Genomic DNA, 14710 nt, shown 5'->3' with positions numbered 1-14710 from the left:
CAGTTAGCTCGACGGATAGGCGTAGACTTTGTCGTGTTAATAAATAAGCGCACACACAACCAGAATAAAAGGATGTCGATAGCGCACCAAATCACAAGAAACAGAAGCACAGTGAGTAGTGTCATAAGCGATCCTATAACGTTGGGCTTGGGCGCTTAACACCAGGGTGAGTGGTTTGTCCCTCAGCTACATCGATACCGCGCTGGGTAAGCGTGGCCACTTTGGTATTGAACGCTTCATCAATCGAAATGAGGCTTTGCTCTTCAAGCCAGTGCATCTCGGTAATGACTAAGTCTCGGCTGACTTTATGACCCAAGCGGTCTAGTGACTCATCAAGAATGCTTTCGTTTGCGGTGTAGGCAGCCGACTCGTTAAGAACGCGAAGAATAACCAAGCGACGGTCTTGCTGCAGGATGTCTTTCATTGCCATTGATTAGCTTTCCTTATCTTTTAAATCGTTTTCTAAACGCAGGTTGTTGATGTGTTGTAGTGGCTGCAGTGCGGCATTAATTGCTTTTAGATCACCGCGCATGGCTTCGATACTGATTTTGAGCTCGTAGAATTCGTCGTGACTTGGCAGGTTATCTACTTGTGACTTGATCAGCTTTTGCTCTTGCTTGAGGTGTTCTACTTCTTGTTTGGTTGCAAATGATCGTTTGATTGCCCATGCCACTAGAGAGCCACCAACTGAGCAGCCCCCTAGTAGCCAAGGTGTGATGGTTTTAATCACTTCTAAATCCATCAGCCCTCCAGTTCAGATAAACAATCAACGCAGTGGGTTGAGTCAGGATGCGCCTCAATGCGGCCACAAGGGATGGGTTCTAAGCACTCCGCGCATAGCACTTCATCACCGGCTTTGATTTGCTTTACGTGCGGCGCTGCTTGACGAGCTGCAGCAATGCTGCGCTTTAACTCACGCTCTTGGTTTAAAACAGATTTGTCGATCCAATCGGTCATAAGGTGAGCCCCTTATCTTTTTCACGATGACGAATGCCCATATAAGTCGCGCCAAGGCCAAACAGCACTCCGGCAACGGTGAGTTCCGGCTGTGGGTTAGTGATGATGTAGTAACAACCCGAGCAGGTGCTAATCAGTGCCATTAAGGGGCGTGTGCAGCGAACCACCCAATAGCTAGAGCTATCACCATGGCGAATGGTGGTTTGAGTTTCATGGTGCTCTGATTGTCTGTCTTGCGCGGCCACCTCTTGCTGGCGAGTAACTTGTTTTTCCATTTCAACTTTGAGGGCTTGAAGCTCAACAAGATCTTCTGGAGGCAACTTACTAAGCTCATTTTCAATGGCTTTTTGCTTATCTTGTGGCGACAGTAGTAGCTTGTCGGCTTGCTCTACGATGTCAGCAACTTCGTCAGCGACTTCACTGCCGCCAAATAATTGAGACACGCCGCGAATAACCGCTGGGCCGGCTTTAAATGCAAGGCTCGCTAGCCCTGCGATGGCTGAAAGTGACATTGTTTCAATCTCCGGATTTGGTCTAAGGGGGAAAGCGGCATTGATTGAATGCCTTGCAAGTGTTGGTAGACTTGAGCTGGAGTCACACTGTGCCAACCTCGCTCGAAATAAGACTGCATAGTGGCATCGTGACTGTGGAGTGGAGGCTTACTAGGCGATGATGTGCCAGTAGACTGAGCGCATTGCTCAGCCTCTAGCCTACGTTCAATACCGCGTTGATAAGACCACTCCCAGTTCTTGCCCATTAGATAAGTTCCCAAGCATGATTGGTTAACTCAACTAGGCGGTTGTGCCAGCCTTCAATAAAGCGGCATTGGGTATGGTTCTTTTTGATGATTCGCGCATAAAAACGACCACGACGCAGTCCATAACGAGCGACTAAATACGCTTGATCGAATGATTGAACAGCCGCACGAGTTTTAGGGCCGACCTTACCATCGGCTTTAGTACCAGCAATCTCTTGCAGCATGCGAATGGCTTGATTGGCTCCATGCTGAACTGCAGCATCAAACATTAGTACAGCAGTTGCTGGTTGCCAGTCTTGGCAGTACGCTACTCGCCAGTAATTGCGGTGGTACAGGCGGACAATTTTGTCGAGTGTGAGTGCTTGAATGTCAACAGAAGGAAAGGCACGTTTGCTGATACCGCCTTTGGTTTCGCCGCCTGCGTCTTTGGGATCATTTACATAGCCCAAACCAGGGCGAGCTTTACCATTGGGGTATAAAGCACCTTCTGCGATTAAGATAAACTCAACCGCATGACAAAAGCTTTCTGAGTAGCCTTTGGTAGAGAACGCGAAGTTTTTCATCACTAAGCCTATTGGATTAAGGGATACCGAGTAGGCTTAGTGTCTATTTTTAGTGGAGAAAGAGCGGATTAACGTGGGTTATGGATGTTAATTAGAAATTTCATCTCTCTCCCGTGTGACAAAAAAGTAAGTGGCTAAGATAGCAAGCGAGCCGAATGGCCATAGTGCCGCAAACCAAAGCCAGAATCCCCATTGTTCTGAAGAGAACCCTTCAAAGAAACCAATAAGCGCGCAAAGTAACACAGATGCTACAGAAAGCCCGGCTGCTGATACTACTGCGCTAACAAGCTTGGAAAACCTTCCCAGGAAATTATCCATATGACTGCCATGCTTTAATAAAACGTACCTAATACTCTACCTCACACATAATCATTGCAGCTAAATTAACCTCCTTATTCGGGATTTCGATCAAAAAAGCCCTCCGAAGAGGGCTGCAAGCGAGGTGTTTTGTTACAGTAAGTCAGTTTTTAGTACCGACTGTATGGATAAAGTCTGACTAAAAGAGATCGGGTTGCCACTTTTTTGATTCGAGCTTTTTCATTTTGGCGAGAATTTCGTAGATGGTTTTATCTGTCACCTTGTATTGGTGGGCAAGCTGCTTAACGTTGTTGCCATTGTATGATTCCCAAATCTCAATATTGCGTACATGACGATAAAGAATATCACCACGAGCAATATATTGGTGCTCACCTCCCATCTTTTGACCAATGGCTAACACCATTGATAACGCGACCTCATGCTCATTAACGTCATACGCTTCAAGCTCTTTGAGTAGCAAGGTTCTGAGCTCTAATAGAGCCATCGGCCATTTCTTTTTTTCTTCTTCTAAGTGGATGTCGCCCTCTACGCCTACTGGCTCAAAGTAACGATTCCACTTACTGTCCACATCACCAATGCGACCACGTAAAATTTGACTGCGCTGACTGCTAATAGCGCGCATACGATGCAGAACTTGGTAGATGGCTTTCTCACTAAGACGGTGCTGCATCGCTAGGCTTTTTACGTTATGGCCTGTGAATGCTTCCCATATGTTGATGTCTCGAATGTACTTTTGCAGCAATTGCCCAGTAGGTAAGTAATTCGACATTCCACCTAAGTATTGACCAATCACAAGAGCAAGAGAGAGCGAGACCTTTTTGTGTTCAGGCAGTAGCTCATTCAGTTCACTATCCAGAATATCGCGCAGCTTTAGGAAGGTGATAGGCCATTCATTTTCGTCATCAAGTAAGTGGTCAAGGTTGTCGAGCACGCGAGGGTCGATTGCTTGGCTTGCAAACATATCTGGTTGTGTATCGTTCATCTTGCCTCCTAACATTCCCACGTAATGTAGGAAGAGTAAAACAGGTAAAATGATCCTCAATCGGAAATTAGCGTGAAAATGATCCATTAAAAAACCGCTCGGAAGAGCGGTTATTTAATTTATTCTGTTTCACCACTACCTAATGGTTTCAATCGTTTCGCCTTAGGTAGTGGCGTTCCTTGCCAGTTCCCACAATATCGATCGAGGTAGGCGATGGCCTCGGATTCGCTTTTACCACCAAATTGTTTTACATGGTTAATAAGCTCTCGATCTTTGCGGGTAAACTCTGTCACTGCACCTCCTTACGCGCTTGCAGCATTTCACAAAAAGCATCCGCTATCGCTTCATAGCCCATAGGCTTGCCAGTACGTTCGTTGATAGGCACTGTCCAGCCTTTGTTCTTTAGCTCATCAATCATCACTCGGCGATGCCATGACTTAAGAGATTCAAGAACAGTGTATGACTGATTGCCATTACACCAAGCAACATGGTCTACGCCCTCATTCTTGTTGCGATTGGTAATGCGGCGAACGTAAGCATCAAGCGCAGTTTCGCTGCCATCGCGCACAAAGCCTTGTTTGCTCATGGTGATCCAAATGGCGCGAATCTTATCTACTTCCGTTCTTACCCCTTTAGCTTTCGGGCTTAAACGCTTTTTAAACGGCGTTTTAGAACCGTTTATTTTGCGTTTAAAACCTTTGCTTTCCATAGCAGCAAGCACCGTTTCTAGCTCTTTGATGCTCATTTTGCTGCAAGAGGTTTTATTGGTTTCAACCTCAAGCAGTAGGCGATAAACATCATCTTCAAGCGCCAGCTCGCGCTTAGCTACGTGGATAAGTTGGATTAAGCGGTTACGGTTGCTCATGACACCCCTCGATAAGCTCTAAATCTTCGAGCTTTTTGAACTGACGGCAAAGAACGGAAGCTTTAGGGAAAAATGGTTCATAGTATTCTATGCGCGCATCCCAATCAGGAATCGCATTGTGAACGCGGCGTTTGCCATGCTTTTTGATTAATTTCTGGATAGTTGATGGTTTGTGCATTGCTATGGAGCGCTTGCGCCATACTTCTTTAATGATGTCAGGGGCATCACCATCTTCACGGTCAGGGTTTCCCCACGAACTCTTATAGACATCATCGATATAAACACACAGTTCTGTCTTATTTTCTGCCGTTCTGATTCGCTGAACCGAAAGCTCATAACCTTGATATTTAAAGCGGATAGAGACAAAACTATAAGTCATCTCTTCTTCAAGTTTTTTCCATTGGTCTTTGGTGATGTTAGCCATGGTAAAGCCTCTTTTGCTTGTTGAAGTAACGAAAGGCGACTTCAGCTAACGGTGTCACCATATTGTTTGTTGAGCATAAAGACTCACCAAATATCTTGAAATACGAGATGCCAGAGAGGCGAGGCACTCCAGCATTAGCGAGCTTATCTAGCTCTTCTTTTTGGGGTTTGGTTAGGCGGATACGCTTAGTCATGTTCAGCCCCCTCAACAAGTAAACGACATTTCGAGCAGTAGCTAATGCCACTATCCCAGTCATAGTCCCAGCCTTGTTCTTCTAATTTTTCTACTTCAATAACAGCATCGTCGGGATGGTTGAGTTCGAGGTCGATTTCGTTATGACAACCATTTGCATCACATTCGAGTTTTGCGCTTAGCATCGGTAATCCTTAAGTATCAGGTAATAAAAAGCCCGCAGTAGCGGGCGTATATAAAGGCTACTGTTCTAAATGCTCTATCGCATCAGAGGTTGGCTGAGGCCATCGCCCTTGCACCCAACGAAGAGCTGCGATGACGCCATCTTCAAACGTGTCATCAGGGTAACCAGTGCCTTCCAGTTCAATCAGCATTTGGGCCAAATCAATCTCGGCCTCAATTGCTTGGGGAGTATGCGGACATAGAAACGTTGTCATGCGGCTTTACTCCTTTGGTAACGACGCGCCCAGGAGTTGCAAAAGTCAGCTCGGGATTCCGCCCAATGACGATTCTCTGGCGAGCGAGCGTGATGCGCAGCTGCCATCCAAGTAAACGCGGCATTTGAGTACATACCATCACGCTCAAGTTGAGCTGCTAACTCTGCGTGTTCGGGGTATTCACTTTTTGCGGGTGTGGATGAAAACATGATGGCCTCCTAGAGTTTGGCGATATCGAGAGCGAGCTGTTTGTAGCTGCCGTTCTCTTGGCGCTCATAAATACGCAAGTACGAGCTTGTTCCGGTGATTTGAATTGAATCAGCAATGGCGTCCATCGCTTCAATCCAGTCTGGGTCATCGATATTCAGTTGGCGCAGGCTCAGCACTTGGTTGACATCAATATGACCTTGCTTGTTGACACGAAAGGCGTGCTCAACAAGGGATTTGATTTTGTCGTCAGAGCCTTCCGCCCAGCGATGAATGCACTCATCAATTTTGGCTTTAGCCGCTTGGATGCGCTCATCAAAGGTGCGGTGTTCACCCATGGCGCGCATCAACTTGTATTTGCCGTCAAAACTCAACAGCGAAACGTTGCCTTTTGTTCCACCGTACTTAACGTCGTATTCCTCTGCGCTTAGGTCGACAAAGTCTTTGATTTGGTTCATGGCCATCACTTTGAATTCAGCAAGGGCTTGTTGTGCTTCTTTGGCTTTTTCAACCACGGCAAGAACCACATCATCACGTAAGATGTCGATCTGTTTGACTTGTGACTCTGGTACATGATGGCCAAGCGCGTTGATTCGGTGACCTGGTAGTGCGACTGCTTGATTCATTATTCTGCTCCTGTAGGTGTGGCACATTTTGGCAAGGCTGCCATCACGCTTTGTTGTAGCTTTTCAGCCAGTTGATTGATGCCAGAGCTTTCGCCCTCGTGGGTACACACGATGTATTCCACACGGCCTTGCTCTGGGTTAGGGGTAATATTCACGATGACTTGGGCACTTAGTGGGTTGTGCATGGTGCACCTCCTTGCCAACGGATGGTGCAGCCGCTCAATTTCAAGGTGTAAACGAGGGTTTGAACGCCGTTTAAACACTGTTTAATTTCGGTGGCTTGCTTGGCCATTTCAGGCGTTGGCTGCGCAATGCAGATAAACGCGCCGCGTGGGGTTTTAAGTGGCGGTTGAGGCATGCATCCTTGCGCCTGTAATTTCCCCATTAATTTGTAGACTTCGGTTGAACGTGTCATGTGTCACCTTCCTATGTGGTTCAGTTTCCTCCTTTATGTAGGAGGAAGAGGATTCACGTGGGTTACTGTTAGTTGCTGTCGTGGACTTCTTCTAAGTCTTTAAACGCCGCTTTGATGTGATTGACCGTAATAGCTTGGCCTTGTCCTTTTGCGGTCAAGGCGGCCAGTTGTAAGGTGTGGTCAAGTACTCGCAAGCCGCCAGGTTTCAACGCGATTTGTAACATGAGGTCTCGCTCTGGTTTGTTGACGATGCCCCATGCGTCAGCCACATCGCGGACGTCGTATTTTTTCACGCGGTGAATCACTAATTTCTTACCTACACGAGAGAACAAACGCGCGAAGTCCATGGTGCGGTTGCCACCTGTGAGGTTGGAGTACACTTGATGGTTACCCACCAATGCCATCCCCACATCGGCACGGTCTTGAATGGAGCGCAGCTCTTCAAGCGCTTCATAAGAAAGCTGGTCAGATTCATCGATGATTAACAGACCTTGGCAAGCATCTAACTTTTCGATGATTTGGCGAGCTAGCGGTGCGCTACGACGAGGTGGATTGTGGATCCCAACCTCTAAAGCGATTTCGTACAGACACTCAAGCACGCCGCGACGTGATGGACTCGCAGTAACAAGCCACACGTTTGGGTTGTTCTTTTTGTACTGCTTGATAGCTTGGGTTTTAGACACGCCTGGGTTGCCAAAAATAATGGAAATGTTCGACGCAATCTGAGCGTATTGAAGCGCGCCCCAAATCTGCTTTACCGTGGTGGTTGCAACAAAACCTGGTGATTGGGGGGCCGTTGTTTGCTTACGATGACGTAGGTCAAGCCAAGCACTCAACTCTTGGGTGACGCGGTTAGCATCGCCAGGGTAGATGCCTTTTAAGTACTGACTAAGCGCAGTCTTAGACACCCCAGACTCTTTCGATATGCCAGCTTGCGAGATGGCCCCTTCCTCAAGGATCACGCGAACAGCGTCAATAACACTCTCTTGACTTCGAGGCATTGAACTTACGTTGGTCATAGGTCTTTCCTTTTGTGTTTTAAATTGAATTCTTTTGTTGCTCTTGGACGAGCTGGGCTAGGCCACGTTGAAAGGCCGCTTGGTATTCTTCGCTGTCTATCTCTTGTTCTACTTGAGTAACGCGCACGGTGTTGCCTTGTTGCTGGAAGATTTCAACCACCTTGGTCTCTGGTACTTCAGGCTCTTCAGTGGTAGGAAGTCGAGCTGCGGCCTCGTTGATGCCCATGCGTTTTTTCGCTGCTAGCGCCTGCTTGTTGGCTTTCACGAATTGCTTGCGGTTACGGTCTTGCTCACGTGCCGCTGACTTATCATTGAACGCCACTTTTTCAATACACTCTGCTTCACAAATAAAGCGGCCATCTAAGGTGTAGCAGTAGACAGAGTCATGCAGCTGCTGTGGGTCAAAGCGCACGACGAGCTTGTTTTTCTTAAATGTCTTTTCAGCTAACTTAACGTTGTAGTAGCGGTTCTTACGCTGCTTGATTGAGCCGCCAGATTCTAAGAAGAACGTGCCATCCGATTGCACTCGGCTCACTTCTGCCATCAGCATCAGTAGACGAAGTTGCTCTTTCGTCGCTTTCTTAATTTGCTGTTGTGCATAACTATTAGCGAAGGCTTCATCGAAACTCATCATGCCGTTACACACTTCAGTACGGCGGTTAGGGCGCGCATTGAATTGGTTGATGCCAGTTTCTAGAGCCTTAAGGAAGACATCCACACTTACGGCGTTAGCCGCATTGTAATTGCCAGGCTTATCCATTGGGTTAGCGCCAGTGTATGCACCTGCTAATAAAGGGTGTTTGTCGACCAGCTCACCTAAACCGCCATGGGAAAACGCACGTTCAACCGGTTTTGCTTGTCCATGACCCGTGCCAAACAACACTTGAGTCCAATGCGTATCGATGCCAAGCATTGGTAGGATACCTTTGGGATCGTCTTCTTTGACTTTAAAGCGGTAGCGGTTAGGCACACCACCAGTTAGCCATTTGTTCGCGGCGGCGCGAGTGTTATCGATGGTCGCATGATGGGGAATGCCATAGCGTTCAATAACCTGCATTAGTGCCAAGCGTATCGAGTCACTATTTTCAGAAATGTCACAGTAGTAACCCAACACTTTTCGGCTGTAGATGTCTTGCCATACCCATGTTTTAGGACGCAAGATTTCGCCGTTGTGCCAACGAACAAAGACATTGTGTTGATAACCGTCACCGTTAATCCACTCCATCGCATGCAAGCCAAGCACGCTACGCTCTTGCGCTGGATAGAGCTCCGATGCCGCTCGCTCACCTTTGCGAGCTAATACGATCTCTACTTTGGTTAGCTCACGTTCTATTTTGCGGTTTAGAGAGCTTTCAGAAGGCACTTCCCAACCATGAGCTTTCGCGGCTTCCAGTAAGCGGAGATAGCACGCGGCTTTTGTCGGTTGCTCAGGGCGAAGGTAATCTGCCAAGAAGTAATCCCATGCTTCTTGCGTAAACTCTGCATCCAGGTACTCACGGCGCGAGCGATGCTTTGGCAGTAGCGCAGGAGCCCAATCAGAAACTTCATAGTGCTTTGCGGCATAATAGGTACGTCTGACCGAACCCTCTGAAGATTGATACTCATTCGCTACCATGACAAAGGCAGACTGAGCCGCAATGCCTGACTTGATTAGGCGGCGTACAGCGTTAGCGAGCATCGCTTTTTTACTGGCTCTTTGACGCTGGCTTTCGGTGGCATTATCCCATTTTGTCCATAGTGCATCACGGCAGTAGCTGAGTTCGTTTTGCTCTGGCGCGACAGGAAAGTATTTACCATTCGCTTCAATGTAACCTTGCTTGAGGATAATGGCTGCGCGAACCGATTCTGGTAGAGAGTCGATGTGGTATTCTTTGCCGCCACCTTGACCACTTCGGGTTTGATAGATCCATTGCTCCGATTTAGCCTTGAATCGTATTCCTTCTGGTGTCGTAGGAACTCCGACTATTTGTAAATCTACAAGCTCAGTCGCACTAAACCATTGCTTAACGTCATTAGTCATGCTGTGTTTCCTCAAACAAGAGTAACTCCGGCTCAAGGCTACGGTTTACATTTTCGTGGTGGTAGGCAACATCACGCATCACTTGAGTGAGCGCAGCTAAGGTATCTTCAGCATCTTCGCGATCAGAATAAAAACTAATGAGCAGGCCAACCGCGCTAGTGAATGAACTTTGTAGTTCATTAATATCCTTGGCGTCGCTGATACGACCAGAAGGAATATCAATAAGCAGTTTATGGCTTGAAGATGCAAGATATTGGGTGACTAAGTCGATACCACAAGCGTATTCGAATGGACGAATGAGGCTGGCAGGCATTCGACCGTTCTCCATCCATTTGTATAGGTTCCACTTGTTCGATTGGCCCATAAGATCTGCCACTCTGTCTACCGACAGATTTTTCTTTTGCCTTGCATGCTCAAGGCATAGCTCCATTGAATGACGGAGCGAGTTAGGGTGAACTTTTTTCCAACTACGTCGTGCCATTGGAAATCTCCTAAAAACTACTTTCCAAATAAAGAGGATCATTGCCTCTACCGATTTGATCATGTCGCGCTTATGCTGAAGGTATTCAGAGCAAACAAAGCAAGGATGTAACATGACCATTTTTCCTATAGCGTTATGCTGCCTTATTGGAATATCGACTAGGCCAGATTACCTCAGGTGTAACCCCTATAGCGTCAGCAATAATCTTTTCGCCTTTTGGCCAATGACGAACCAAAGCATTGTGCAAAGTCCCAGATTTGAGACCAGACTTTCGAGAAAGCTCGGCGTAGTTAAGTCCTTTCTTTTCAAGGGCTGCTTTGATATCAGCACGGTGCCAATCAGAAATTTGATGTGTCATTTAATCACCTCTATACTTAAGCGTTTTTGTAATTAATTATCCTAACGCGGCAACGTTACGATTAATCCTATAGGGCAACAATAAACACTATTGGAATGAATTGCAAACCCAAAAGGAAAAATAATTTGCACTTTTGGGTTATTGGTTCGGGGTTACTTGTCGGACTTTGCTTTAATTCATTTAAAAACAAGGTGTTATTGATATTTGAGAGCTGAAATGGAAACTAATAAGACACTTGGTAGTTCTGACGATAAACACCAAAGTACAATTCAGGATAGATTGAAAACACTAATGGGTAATGAAACGGAGAGTTCTTTTGCCTTAAAGTGTAAAATTCCACTTAGTACTATGAGGAAATACCTCAATGGCTCAACCCCAGGACTCGATAAAGCCTTACAAATTGCCCGTATAAATGACGTATCTCTGGACTGGTTGGCTTCTGGTGAAGGACTTGTAGCTCCAGAAACTAAAAAGGCCGATGATGTTGAAAGTGAATTTGCCCTAATTCCTGGGTATAGCGTCCAAGTTTCCGCAGGTCATGGTTGTTTAACAAAGAGTGATACAAAGCCAACTAGATACCTAGCATTCAGACGTAAGTGGTTGAAGTGGAAAAGATTTGAAGAAAAAGACCTGTCGGTAGTTTGGGCGAAAGGCGACAGCATGCACCCAACGATTAGCGATAATGACACGCTCGTAGTTCACCTAGGCCGTAAAGACCCGAAAGATGGCTATATCTATGTATTCAGGAATGGTGATGAGCTGTTTGTTAAGCGTTTCCAAGACATGATGGGTTCTTGGAGGTTAATTAGTGACAATGCACTTTATGCTGCGATGGACATTCCAAAAGAAGATCAACATCAGTTTGAAGTTATCGGCCAGGTAGTGCATTTAGCGAAAGACATAGCTGATTGATTTAAACGCTGTTTGAACGCCATTTAAAAGTTCAACGCTGATTTTTTATGATGATCACTTTACGTGAATGAAATTGAGAGAGTTGGTGGATCTTTCTCATTTTACTATCGAAGCCGCGCAGACTCAGAAATCCACCTCAAACCCTTACAGTTAAAGGTTTCGTCCGATTTATTCCTCATTAGTCCCATCTATTCCCTAGTTTTCATTTATAGTGGTTCCTTACATGAGGTAAATGAATTTGTGAGACAGTTGCTTACTTTAGAGGGCTCCGAGCAAAGAAGGACGGGTTCAATGTTTAAGGAAAGATACTCGGTAAGCTCATTCAATGAAAGCCTCAAAACGGAACTACCTTGGTTAATTCAATTACGGGATGCTTTAGATATTGAGTACCAAGAACGATTGAACAAACTGAGTGGATATAGACTCAAGCTTATTATCGAGGATGATCTAGAGCCATCAATTGAGGCTCTTTCGTGCTTAAACAGCTAACAAAGCATTTAAGAGTGATTCGCAACGCTTGGCGGTTTCGCTTCGCTCAAGTATAGCCAAGCGTCGCTCACACCTTAATGCGGCGTTAGCTTTTTCGAGGAAATACGTTGATTTTATATAAATATATGTCGTTTCAATCGGCAAAGTCTGTTATCGAGAATAATTCTCTTGGCTTCTCTTGTTTAGAAGACTTGAATGATCCTTTCGAATGTACTTCCTTTGGCTTTCAAGAAGATAGTGACTCATTTATTACGGCTAGTGTAGCAACAGGTGCGTGCAAAAATAGGTTCTCTCGAAACTATGGTGTGTTGTCTCTTACAAGACAGCCATTGAACCCACTTATGTGGTCTCACTACGGTGACGAACATCAAGGAGTAGTAATCGGTATTGACGTTGATATGGCTGGTTTTTCAGACAAAGAGTCGTGCGTCATACCTAGCCAATATGGAGAGGTCATTTATTCTGCAACTAAGCCTCATAGCAACCTTCCAATAATTGATACTGACGAGCTAATGAGTATTGGAAATGGTATTGAATTTAACTCTGACGCGTTTAACTTAGTAAAAAGAGCATTTTTATATAAATCACTTGAATGGGGTTATGAAGAAGAAGTAAGGGTTGTCAAAGACATCTCTGACTTACCTTTTAGCTACCACTTTGGAAAAGGTCGTAGTAATGCGTGGAATAAAATCTCGGTATCAGGGCGCCCATTATACTGCTTAGACATACCACCAAACTCGATTAAAGAGATCTATTTGGGTCGAAATATCTATAAAAATGTAAGTAAAAAGAAAGACTTTTCACAGCAGGAACTAAAGGACATTCTGTTGGCTTGGGGGCGCAAAGATGTAAAGTTACTCCAATGTGAGCCTGATTTACACTCATGGCGCTTAATAGCGAAGCAATCAATTAACCAACAAAGCTAACAAAGCATTTAAGAGTGATTCCCAACGCATGGCATTTTTCATTCCATCGTTGAGTTCAGTGTTTACGGTGGTATGGTTAAGTTTCGTGGTCGCGTTGCTCACACCTTAATGCGGCGTTAGGCTTCAGGAGGATAAATGTCAGAATTATGGAAAGCTATTAAGTATGACGTAGTTAAGAGTTTGATAGATAAGCTCTTCATTGGAGCGATAGTTAGCGCGGCTGCATTTTATGCAGCACATTTGTTAGAAGAAAATAAGTCTATTAATAATGCTTATGTCGAATTTAACAAAACAAAAGTGATGAAGCTTGCTGAAGTCTGGGAGCAGGCTTATCTACTCAACACCTCTCTGCATTTATATGATGACTACTACAAATCGGTTGATAAAGAAATTAAGTCTAAACTGATAAAAATGCAGCAGCAAATCAAAGATGGCGTTCCAGCTAAGCAAGCTGAGTTAACCGTTTTGAATGCAGAGAAAACAATAGCTAGGGATTTTAAGAGACAGATCCTAGTCCTCAATCAAAAACACTTAAAGCCTTTTAATGATATATTAAATAAAAACATGTTCTGGTTAGAACCAGAGCATTTGACTCCTCTGTTAGAGTATTCGAAAGTTGTAAATGAAATAGCGAGAACTGCCTCGTTAACAAATGAGGCATCCAAACAACGAGTAAAAGTATTGCGAGCTAAGGCTGACGAGTATTCAAAAACTATCAATGACGTGAGGGATCAACTATTGCGGCAATCACTCTGAAGCTAAGAAGCCTAACAAGCAATTTAAGAGGGATTCACAACGCTTGGCACTTTTGCTTCTACTTCAAATTTAGTGTTTATGGCACAATGCTTTAGGTTTGGGTGGAGGCGTTGTTCACCCCTTAATTGGGCGTTATGTTTTTACACTCCAACAGGCATGTTCGAGGTTAGTGAAGTTTTCTTAAAAACTAAAATAAATCGTATAAAATATGTCCTATACACTACATGTGGGGCGTAGAATGAAGACTGGTTTATATACGTATTGGCACCATCGTATCTTTTGGCTTTCTCCCAACCGATGGCTTCGAATTATTGAAAGAAATTTGACTAGTAGGGCTCATTATAAAGCAGCAAGCTTAGTCATAACTTTCCGTGATTCGTGGGTTCAATTAGTCGTGTTGCTTCAAGCAATGAGGTCGCTTGAGGGGAGCTTCTTTGGAATTGAGCGTTTTAGTTTGTATTGCTACGTTGCTCTCTTAGTCTTAACGTTAGTGTTTTTACGTTGTTTTTTGGAATATAAATTACTAGTGAGTTGTGTAAACTTACGATCACTAAGGGTTCAACATCAAACATAACAAAGCATTTAAGACGGATTCTCAACGCTTGGCAATTTCAGTTTAGGTCGGCTTCAGTGTTTTGTGTGGCAAGGTTTAGGCTTGGGTGGTCGCGTTGTTCACCACTTAATGCGGCGTTATACGAATAAGGAAATTCAGCAAATGGAAACAGTCTTAATCACTGGAGCTTCAAGAGGTATTGGGCTTGAATTAACTCGTCAGTTTTTAGCTTTAGGTTATAGTGTCATCTCTACTTATCGTGGTCAGCCTTCAATGCAGTTAAAAAGCATGCTTGTTAATAGTTCGCTGACACTACATGAACTAGAGGTCACTGATGAAACCTCAATAGCTAATTTGGCCTCTAAGCTATCCAATGTTCAGTTAGACATACTTATCAATAATGCGGGTGTTATTGGTTCAGACGAGCAATCCATGGCGACTATCGACCCACAT

Annotated in this window: 26 protein-coding genes; 4 read left to right on the top strand and 22 right to left on the bottom strand. The window is 45.0% G+C overall.

The window, feature by feature from the left end; translation table 11 throughout:
* Window positions 1-133 precede the first annotated feature (133 nt).
* From OH461_RS10625 to OH461_RS10520, 22 genes are all read right to left on the bottom strand, one after another.
* Window positions 134-430, bottom strand: coding sequence for a VpaChn25_0724 family phage protein (locus OH461_RS10625; RefSeq protein ID WP_270020597.1), 297 nt, complete (start codon window positions 428-430; stop codon window positions 134-136).
* Between the two features lie 3 nt (window positions 431-433).
* Complete coding sequence (locus OH461_RS10620) at window positions 434-742, bottom strand: DUF2730 family protein (protein ID WP_270020596.1); 309 nt, start codon at window positions 740-742, stop codon at window positions 434-436.
* Window positions 742-957 (bottom strand): hypothetical protein, encoded by a 216-nt coding sequence (locus OH461_RS10615; protein ID WP_270020595.1) that lies wholly within the window; start codon window positions 955-957, stop codon window positions 742-744. The genes OH461_RS10620 and OH461_RS10615 overlap by 1 nt, the downstream gene beginning before the upstream one ends.
* A complete protein-coding gene (locus OH461_RS10610; protein ID WP_270020594.1) occupies window positions 954-1469 on the bottom strand; it encodes a hypothetical protein in 516 nt (171 codons plus the stop codon). Before OH461_RS10610 ends, OH461_RS10615 begins: the two co-directional genes overlap by 4 nt.
* The gene (locus tag OH461_RS10605) at window positions 1442-1714 is read right to left on the bottom strand and encodes a hypothetical protein (RefSeq protein ID WP_270020593.1); all 273 of its coding nucleotides are present in this window, start codon (window positions 1712-1714) and stop codon (window positions 1442-1444) included. The genes OH461_RS10610 and OH461_RS10605 overlap by 28 nt, the downstream gene beginning before the upstream one ends.
* The gene (locus OH461_RS10600) at window positions 1714-2277 is read right to left on the bottom strand and encodes a glycoside hydrolase family 108 protein (RefSeq protein ID WP_270020592.1); all 564 of its coding nucleotides are present in this window, start codon (window positions 2275-2277) and stop codon (window positions 1714-1716) included. The genes OH461_RS10605 and OH461_RS10600 overlap by 1 nt, the downstream gene beginning before the upstream one ends.
* Before the next feature lie 87 nt (window positions 2278-2364).
* Window positions 2365-2595: a hypothetical protein gene (locus tag OH461_RS10595; RefSeq protein WP_270020591.1), complete on the bottom strand. Its 231-nt coding sequence runs from the start codon at window positions 2593-2595 to the stop codon at window positions 2365-2367.
* A gap of 178 nt (window positions 2596-2773) precedes the next feature.
* The gene (locus OH461_RS10590) at window positions 2774-3577 is read right to left on the bottom strand and encodes a Mor transcription activator family protein (RefSeq protein WP_270020590.1); all 804 of its coding nucleotides are present in this window, start codon (window positions 3575-3577) and stop codon (window positions 2774-2776) included.
* 119 nt (window positions 3578-3696) lie between these two features.
* The gene (locus OH461_RS10585) at window positions 3697-3870 is read right to left on the bottom strand and encodes a hypothetical protein (protein ID WP_270020589.1); all 174 of its coding nucleotides are present in this window, start codon (window positions 3868-3870) and stop codon (window positions 3697-3699) included.
* Window positions 3867-4442 carry a gp16 family protein gene (locus OH461_RS10580; RefSeq protein WP_270020588.1) on the bottom strand — a complete coding sequence of 192 codons (576 nt, stop codon included), beginning with the start codon at window positions 4440-4442 and terminating at the stop codon, window positions 3867-3869. The genes OH461_RS10585 and OH461_RS10580 overlap by 4 nt, the downstream gene beginning before the upstream one ends.
* On the bottom strand, window positions 4429-4866 hold the full coding sequence (locus tag OH461_RS10575) for a hypothetical protein (RefSeq protein ID WP_270020587.1): 438 nt from the start codon (window positions 4864-4866) through the stop codon (window positions 4429-4431). The genes OH461_RS10580 and OH461_RS10575 overlap by 14 nt, the downstream gene beginning before the upstream one ends.
* Complete coding sequence (locus OH461_RS10570) at window positions 4859-5059, bottom strand: hypothetical protein (protein ID WP_270020586.1); 201 nt, start codon at window positions 5057-5059, stop codon at window positions 4859-4861. Before OH461_RS10570 ends, OH461_RS10575 begins: the two co-directional genes overlap by 8 nt.
* Window positions 5052-5243 carry a hypothetical protein gene (locus OH461_RS10565; RefSeq protein ID WP_270020585.1) on the bottom strand — a complete coding sequence of 64 codons (192 nt, stop codon included), beginning with the start codon at window positions 5241-5243 and terminating at the stop codon, window positions 5052-5054. The genes OH461_RS10570 and OH461_RS10565 overlap by 8 nt, the downstream gene beginning before the upstream one ends.
* 57 nt (window positions 5244-5300) lie before the next feature.
* Entirely contained in the window at window positions 5301-5495 is a 195-nt protein-coding gene (locus OH461_RS10560; RefSeq protein ID WP_270020584.1) for a hypothetical protein, read from the bottom strand.
* Window positions 5492-5704, bottom strand: a complete 213-nt coding sequence (locus tag OH461_RS10555; protein WP_270020583.1) for an ANR family transcriptional regulator — start codon at window positions 5702-5704, stop codon at window positions 5492-5494. Before OH461_RS10555 ends, OH461_RS10560 begins: the two co-directional genes overlap by 4 nt.
* A 9-nt stretch (window positions 5705-5713) precedes the next feature.
* Window positions 5714-6328, bottom strand: a complete 615-nt coding sequence (locus OH461_RS10550) for a DUF3164 family protein (protein ID WP_270020582.1) — start codon at window positions 6326-6328, stop codon at window positions 5714-5716.
* Window positions 6328-6513, bottom strand: coding sequence for a hypothetical protein (locus tag OH461_RS10545; protein WP_270020581.1), 186 nt, complete (start codon window positions 6511-6513; stop codon window positions 6328-6330). The genes OH461_RS10550 and OH461_RS10545 overlap by 1 nt, the downstream gene beginning before the upstream one ends.
* Complete coding sequence (locus OH461_RS10540) at window positions 6498-6743, bottom strand: hypothetical protein (protein ID WP_270020580.1); 246 nt, start codon at window positions 6741-6743, stop codon at window positions 6498-6500. Before OH461_RS10540 ends, OH461_RS10545 begins: the two co-directional genes overlap by 16 nt.
* Before the next feature lie 68 nt (window positions 6744-6811).
* The gene (locus OH461_RS10535; RefSeq protein ID WP_270020579.1) at window positions 6812-7762 is read right to left on the bottom strand and encodes an AAA family ATPase; all 951 of its coding nucleotides are present in this window, start codon (window positions 7760-7762) and stop codon (window positions 6812-6814) included.
* Between the two features lie 19 nt (window positions 7763-7781).
* Complete coding sequence (locus tag OH461_RS10530) at window positions 7782-9782, bottom strand: transposase domain-containing protein (RefSeq protein WP_270020578.1); 2001 nt, start codon at window positions 9780-9782, stop codon at window positions 7782-7784.
* Window positions 9775-10263, bottom strand: a complete 489-nt coding sequence (locus OH461_RS10525) for a hypothetical protein (RefSeq protein WP_270020577.1) — start codon at window positions 10261-10263, stop codon at window positions 9775-9777. The genes OH461_RS10530 and OH461_RS10525 overlap by 8 nt, the downstream gene beginning before the upstream one ends.
* A 133-nt stretch (window positions 10264-10396) precedes the next feature.
* The gene (locus OH461_RS10520) at window positions 10397-10621 is read right to left on the bottom strand and encodes a helix-turn-helix domain-containing protein (protein WP_270020576.1); all 225 of its coding nucleotides are present in this window, start codon (window positions 10619-10621) and stop codon (window positions 10397-10399) included.
* A 216-nt stretch (window positions 10622-10837) separates the two neighbouring features.
* Between OH461_RS10520 and OH461_RS10515 the strand changes: the two genes are divergently transcribed.
* From OH461_RS10515 to OH461_RS10500, 4 genes are all read left to right on the top strand, one after another.
* Complete coding sequence (locus OH461_RS10515) at window positions 10838-11533, top strand: LexA family transcriptional regulator (protein WP_270020575.1); 696 nt, start codon at window positions 10838-10840, stop codon at window positions 11531-11533.
* Window positions 11534-12129: 596 nt separating this feature from the next.
* Complete coding sequence (locus OH461_RS10510; RefSeq protein WP_270020574.1) at window positions 12130-12948, top strand: DUF2971 domain-containing protein; 819 nt, start codon at window positions 12130-12132, stop codon at window positions 12946-12948.
* A 135-nt stretch (window positions 12949-13083) separates the two neighbouring features.
* Entirely contained in the window at window positions 13084-13704 is a 621-nt protein-coding gene (locus OH461_RS10505) for a hypothetical protein (protein WP_270020573.1), read from the top strand.
* 715 nt (window positions 13705-14419) lie between these two features.
* Window positions 14420-14710: SDR family NAD(P)-dependent oxidoreductase (locus OH461_RS10500; RefSeq protein WP_270020572.1), on the top strand; the 291-nt coding region annotated here is incomplete at its 3' end.

This window comes from Vibrio sp. LaRot3 (genome assembly GCF_027587025.1).
Classification (GTDB): domain Bacteria; phylum Pseudomonadota; class Gammaproteobacteria; order Enterobacterales; family Vibrionaceae; genus Vibrio.
Note: the sequence above shows the minus strand (reverse complement) of the source record. Positions and strands in the feature narration are given on the sequence as shown.

What these genes read in the sequence shown, in the direction of transcription:
- OH461_RS10625 (WP_270020597.1), bottom strand. Translation starts at nt 430, where the DNA reads ATGGCAATGAAAGACATCCTGCAGCAAGACCGTCGCTTGGTTATTCTT.
- OH461_RS10620 (WP_270020596.1), bottom strand. Translation starts at nt 742, where the DNA reads ATGGATTTAGAAGTGATTAAAACCATCACACCTTGGCTACTAGGGGGC.
- OH461_RS10615 (WP_270020595.1), bottom strand. Translation starts at nt 957, where the DNA reads ATGACCGATTGGATCGACAAATCTGTTTTAAACCAAGAGCGTGAGTTA.
- OH461_RS10610 (WP_270020594.1), bottom strand. Translation starts at nt 1,469, where the DNA reads ATGTCACTTTCAGCCATCGCAGGGCTAGCGAGCCTTGCATTTAAAGCC.
- OH461_RS10605 (WP_270020593.1), bottom strand. Translation starts at nt 1,714, where the DNA reads ATGGGCAAGAACTGGGAGTGGTCTTATCAACGCGGTATTGAACGTAGG.
- OH461_RS10600 (WP_270020592.1), bottom strand. Translation starts at nt 2,277, where the DNA reads ATGAAAAACTTCGCGTTCTCTACCAAAGGCTACTCAGAAAGCTTTTGT.
- OH461_RS10595 (WP_270020591.1), bottom strand. Translation starts at nt 2,595, where the DNA reads ATGGATAATTTCCTGGGAAGGTTTTCCAAGCTTGTTAGCGCAGTAGTA.
- OH461_RS10590 (WP_270020590.1), bottom strand. Translation starts at nt 3,577, where the DNA reads ATGAACGATACACAACCAGATATGTTTGCAAGCCAAGCAATCGACCCT.
- OH461_RS10580 (WP_270020588.1), bottom strand. Translation starts at nt 4,442, where the DNA reads ATGAGCAACCGTAACCGCTTAATCCAACTTATCCACGTAGCTAAGCGC.
- OH461_RS10575 (WP_270020587.1), bottom strand. Translation starts at nt 4,866, where the DNA reads ATGGCTAACATCACCAAAGACCAATGGAAAAAACTTGAAGAAGAGATG.
- OH461_RS10570 (WP_270020586.1), bottom strand. Translation starts at nt 5,059, where the DNA reads ATGACTAAGCGTATCCGCCTAACCAAACCCCAAAAAGAAGAGCTAGAT.
- OH461_RS10565 (WP_270020585.1), bottom strand. Translation starts at nt 5,243, where the DNA reads ATGCTAAGCGCAAAACTCGAATGTGATGCAAATGGTTGTCATAACGAA.
- OH461_RS10560 (WP_270020584.1), bottom strand. Translation starts at nt 5,495, where the DNA reads ATGACAACGTTTCTATGTCCGCATACTCCCCAAGCAATTGAGGCCGAG.
- OH461_RS10555 (WP_270020583.1), bottom strand. Translation starts at nt 5,704, where the DNA reads ATGTTTTCATCCACACCCGCAAAAAGTGAATACCCCGAACACGCAGAG.
- OH461_RS10550 (WP_270020582.1), bottom strand. Translation starts at nt 6,328, where the DNA reads ATGAATCAAGCAGTCGCACTACCAGGTCACCGAATCAACGCGCTTGGC.
- OH461_RS10545 (WP_270020581.1), bottom strand. Translation starts at nt 6,513, where the DNA reads ATGCACAACCCACTAAGTGCCCAAGTCATCGTGAATATTACCCCTAAC.
- OH461_RS10540 (WP_270020580.1), bottom strand. Translation starts at nt 6,743, where the DNA reads ATGACACGTTCAACCGAAGTCTACAAATTAATGGGGAAATTACAGGCG.
- OH461_RS10535 (WP_270020579.1), bottom strand. Translation starts at nt 7,762, where the DNA reads ATGACCAACGTAAGTTCAATGCCTCGAAGTCAAGAGAGTGTTATTGAC.
- OH461_RS10530 (WP_270020578.1), bottom strand. Translation starts at nt 9,782, where the DNA reads ATGACTAATGACGTTAAGCAATGGTTTAGTGCGACTGAGCTTGTAGAT.
- OH461_RS10525 (WP_270020577.1), bottom strand. Translation starts at nt 10,263, where the DNA reads ATGGCACGACGTAGTTGGAAAAAAGTTCACCCTAACTCGCTCCGTCAT.
- OH461_RS10520 (WP_270020576.1), bottom strand. Translation starts at nt 10,621, where the DNA reads ATGACACATCAAATTTCTGATTGGCACCGTGCTGATATCAAAGCAGCC.
- OH461_RS10515 (WP_270020575.1), top strand. Translation starts at nt 10,838, where the DNA reads ATGGAAACTAATAAGACACTTGGTAGTTCTGACGATAAACACCAAAGT.
- OH461_RS10505 (WP_270020573.1), top strand. Translation starts at nt 13,084, where the DNA reads ATGTCAGAATTATGGAAAGCTATTAAGTATGACGTAGTTAAGAGTTTG.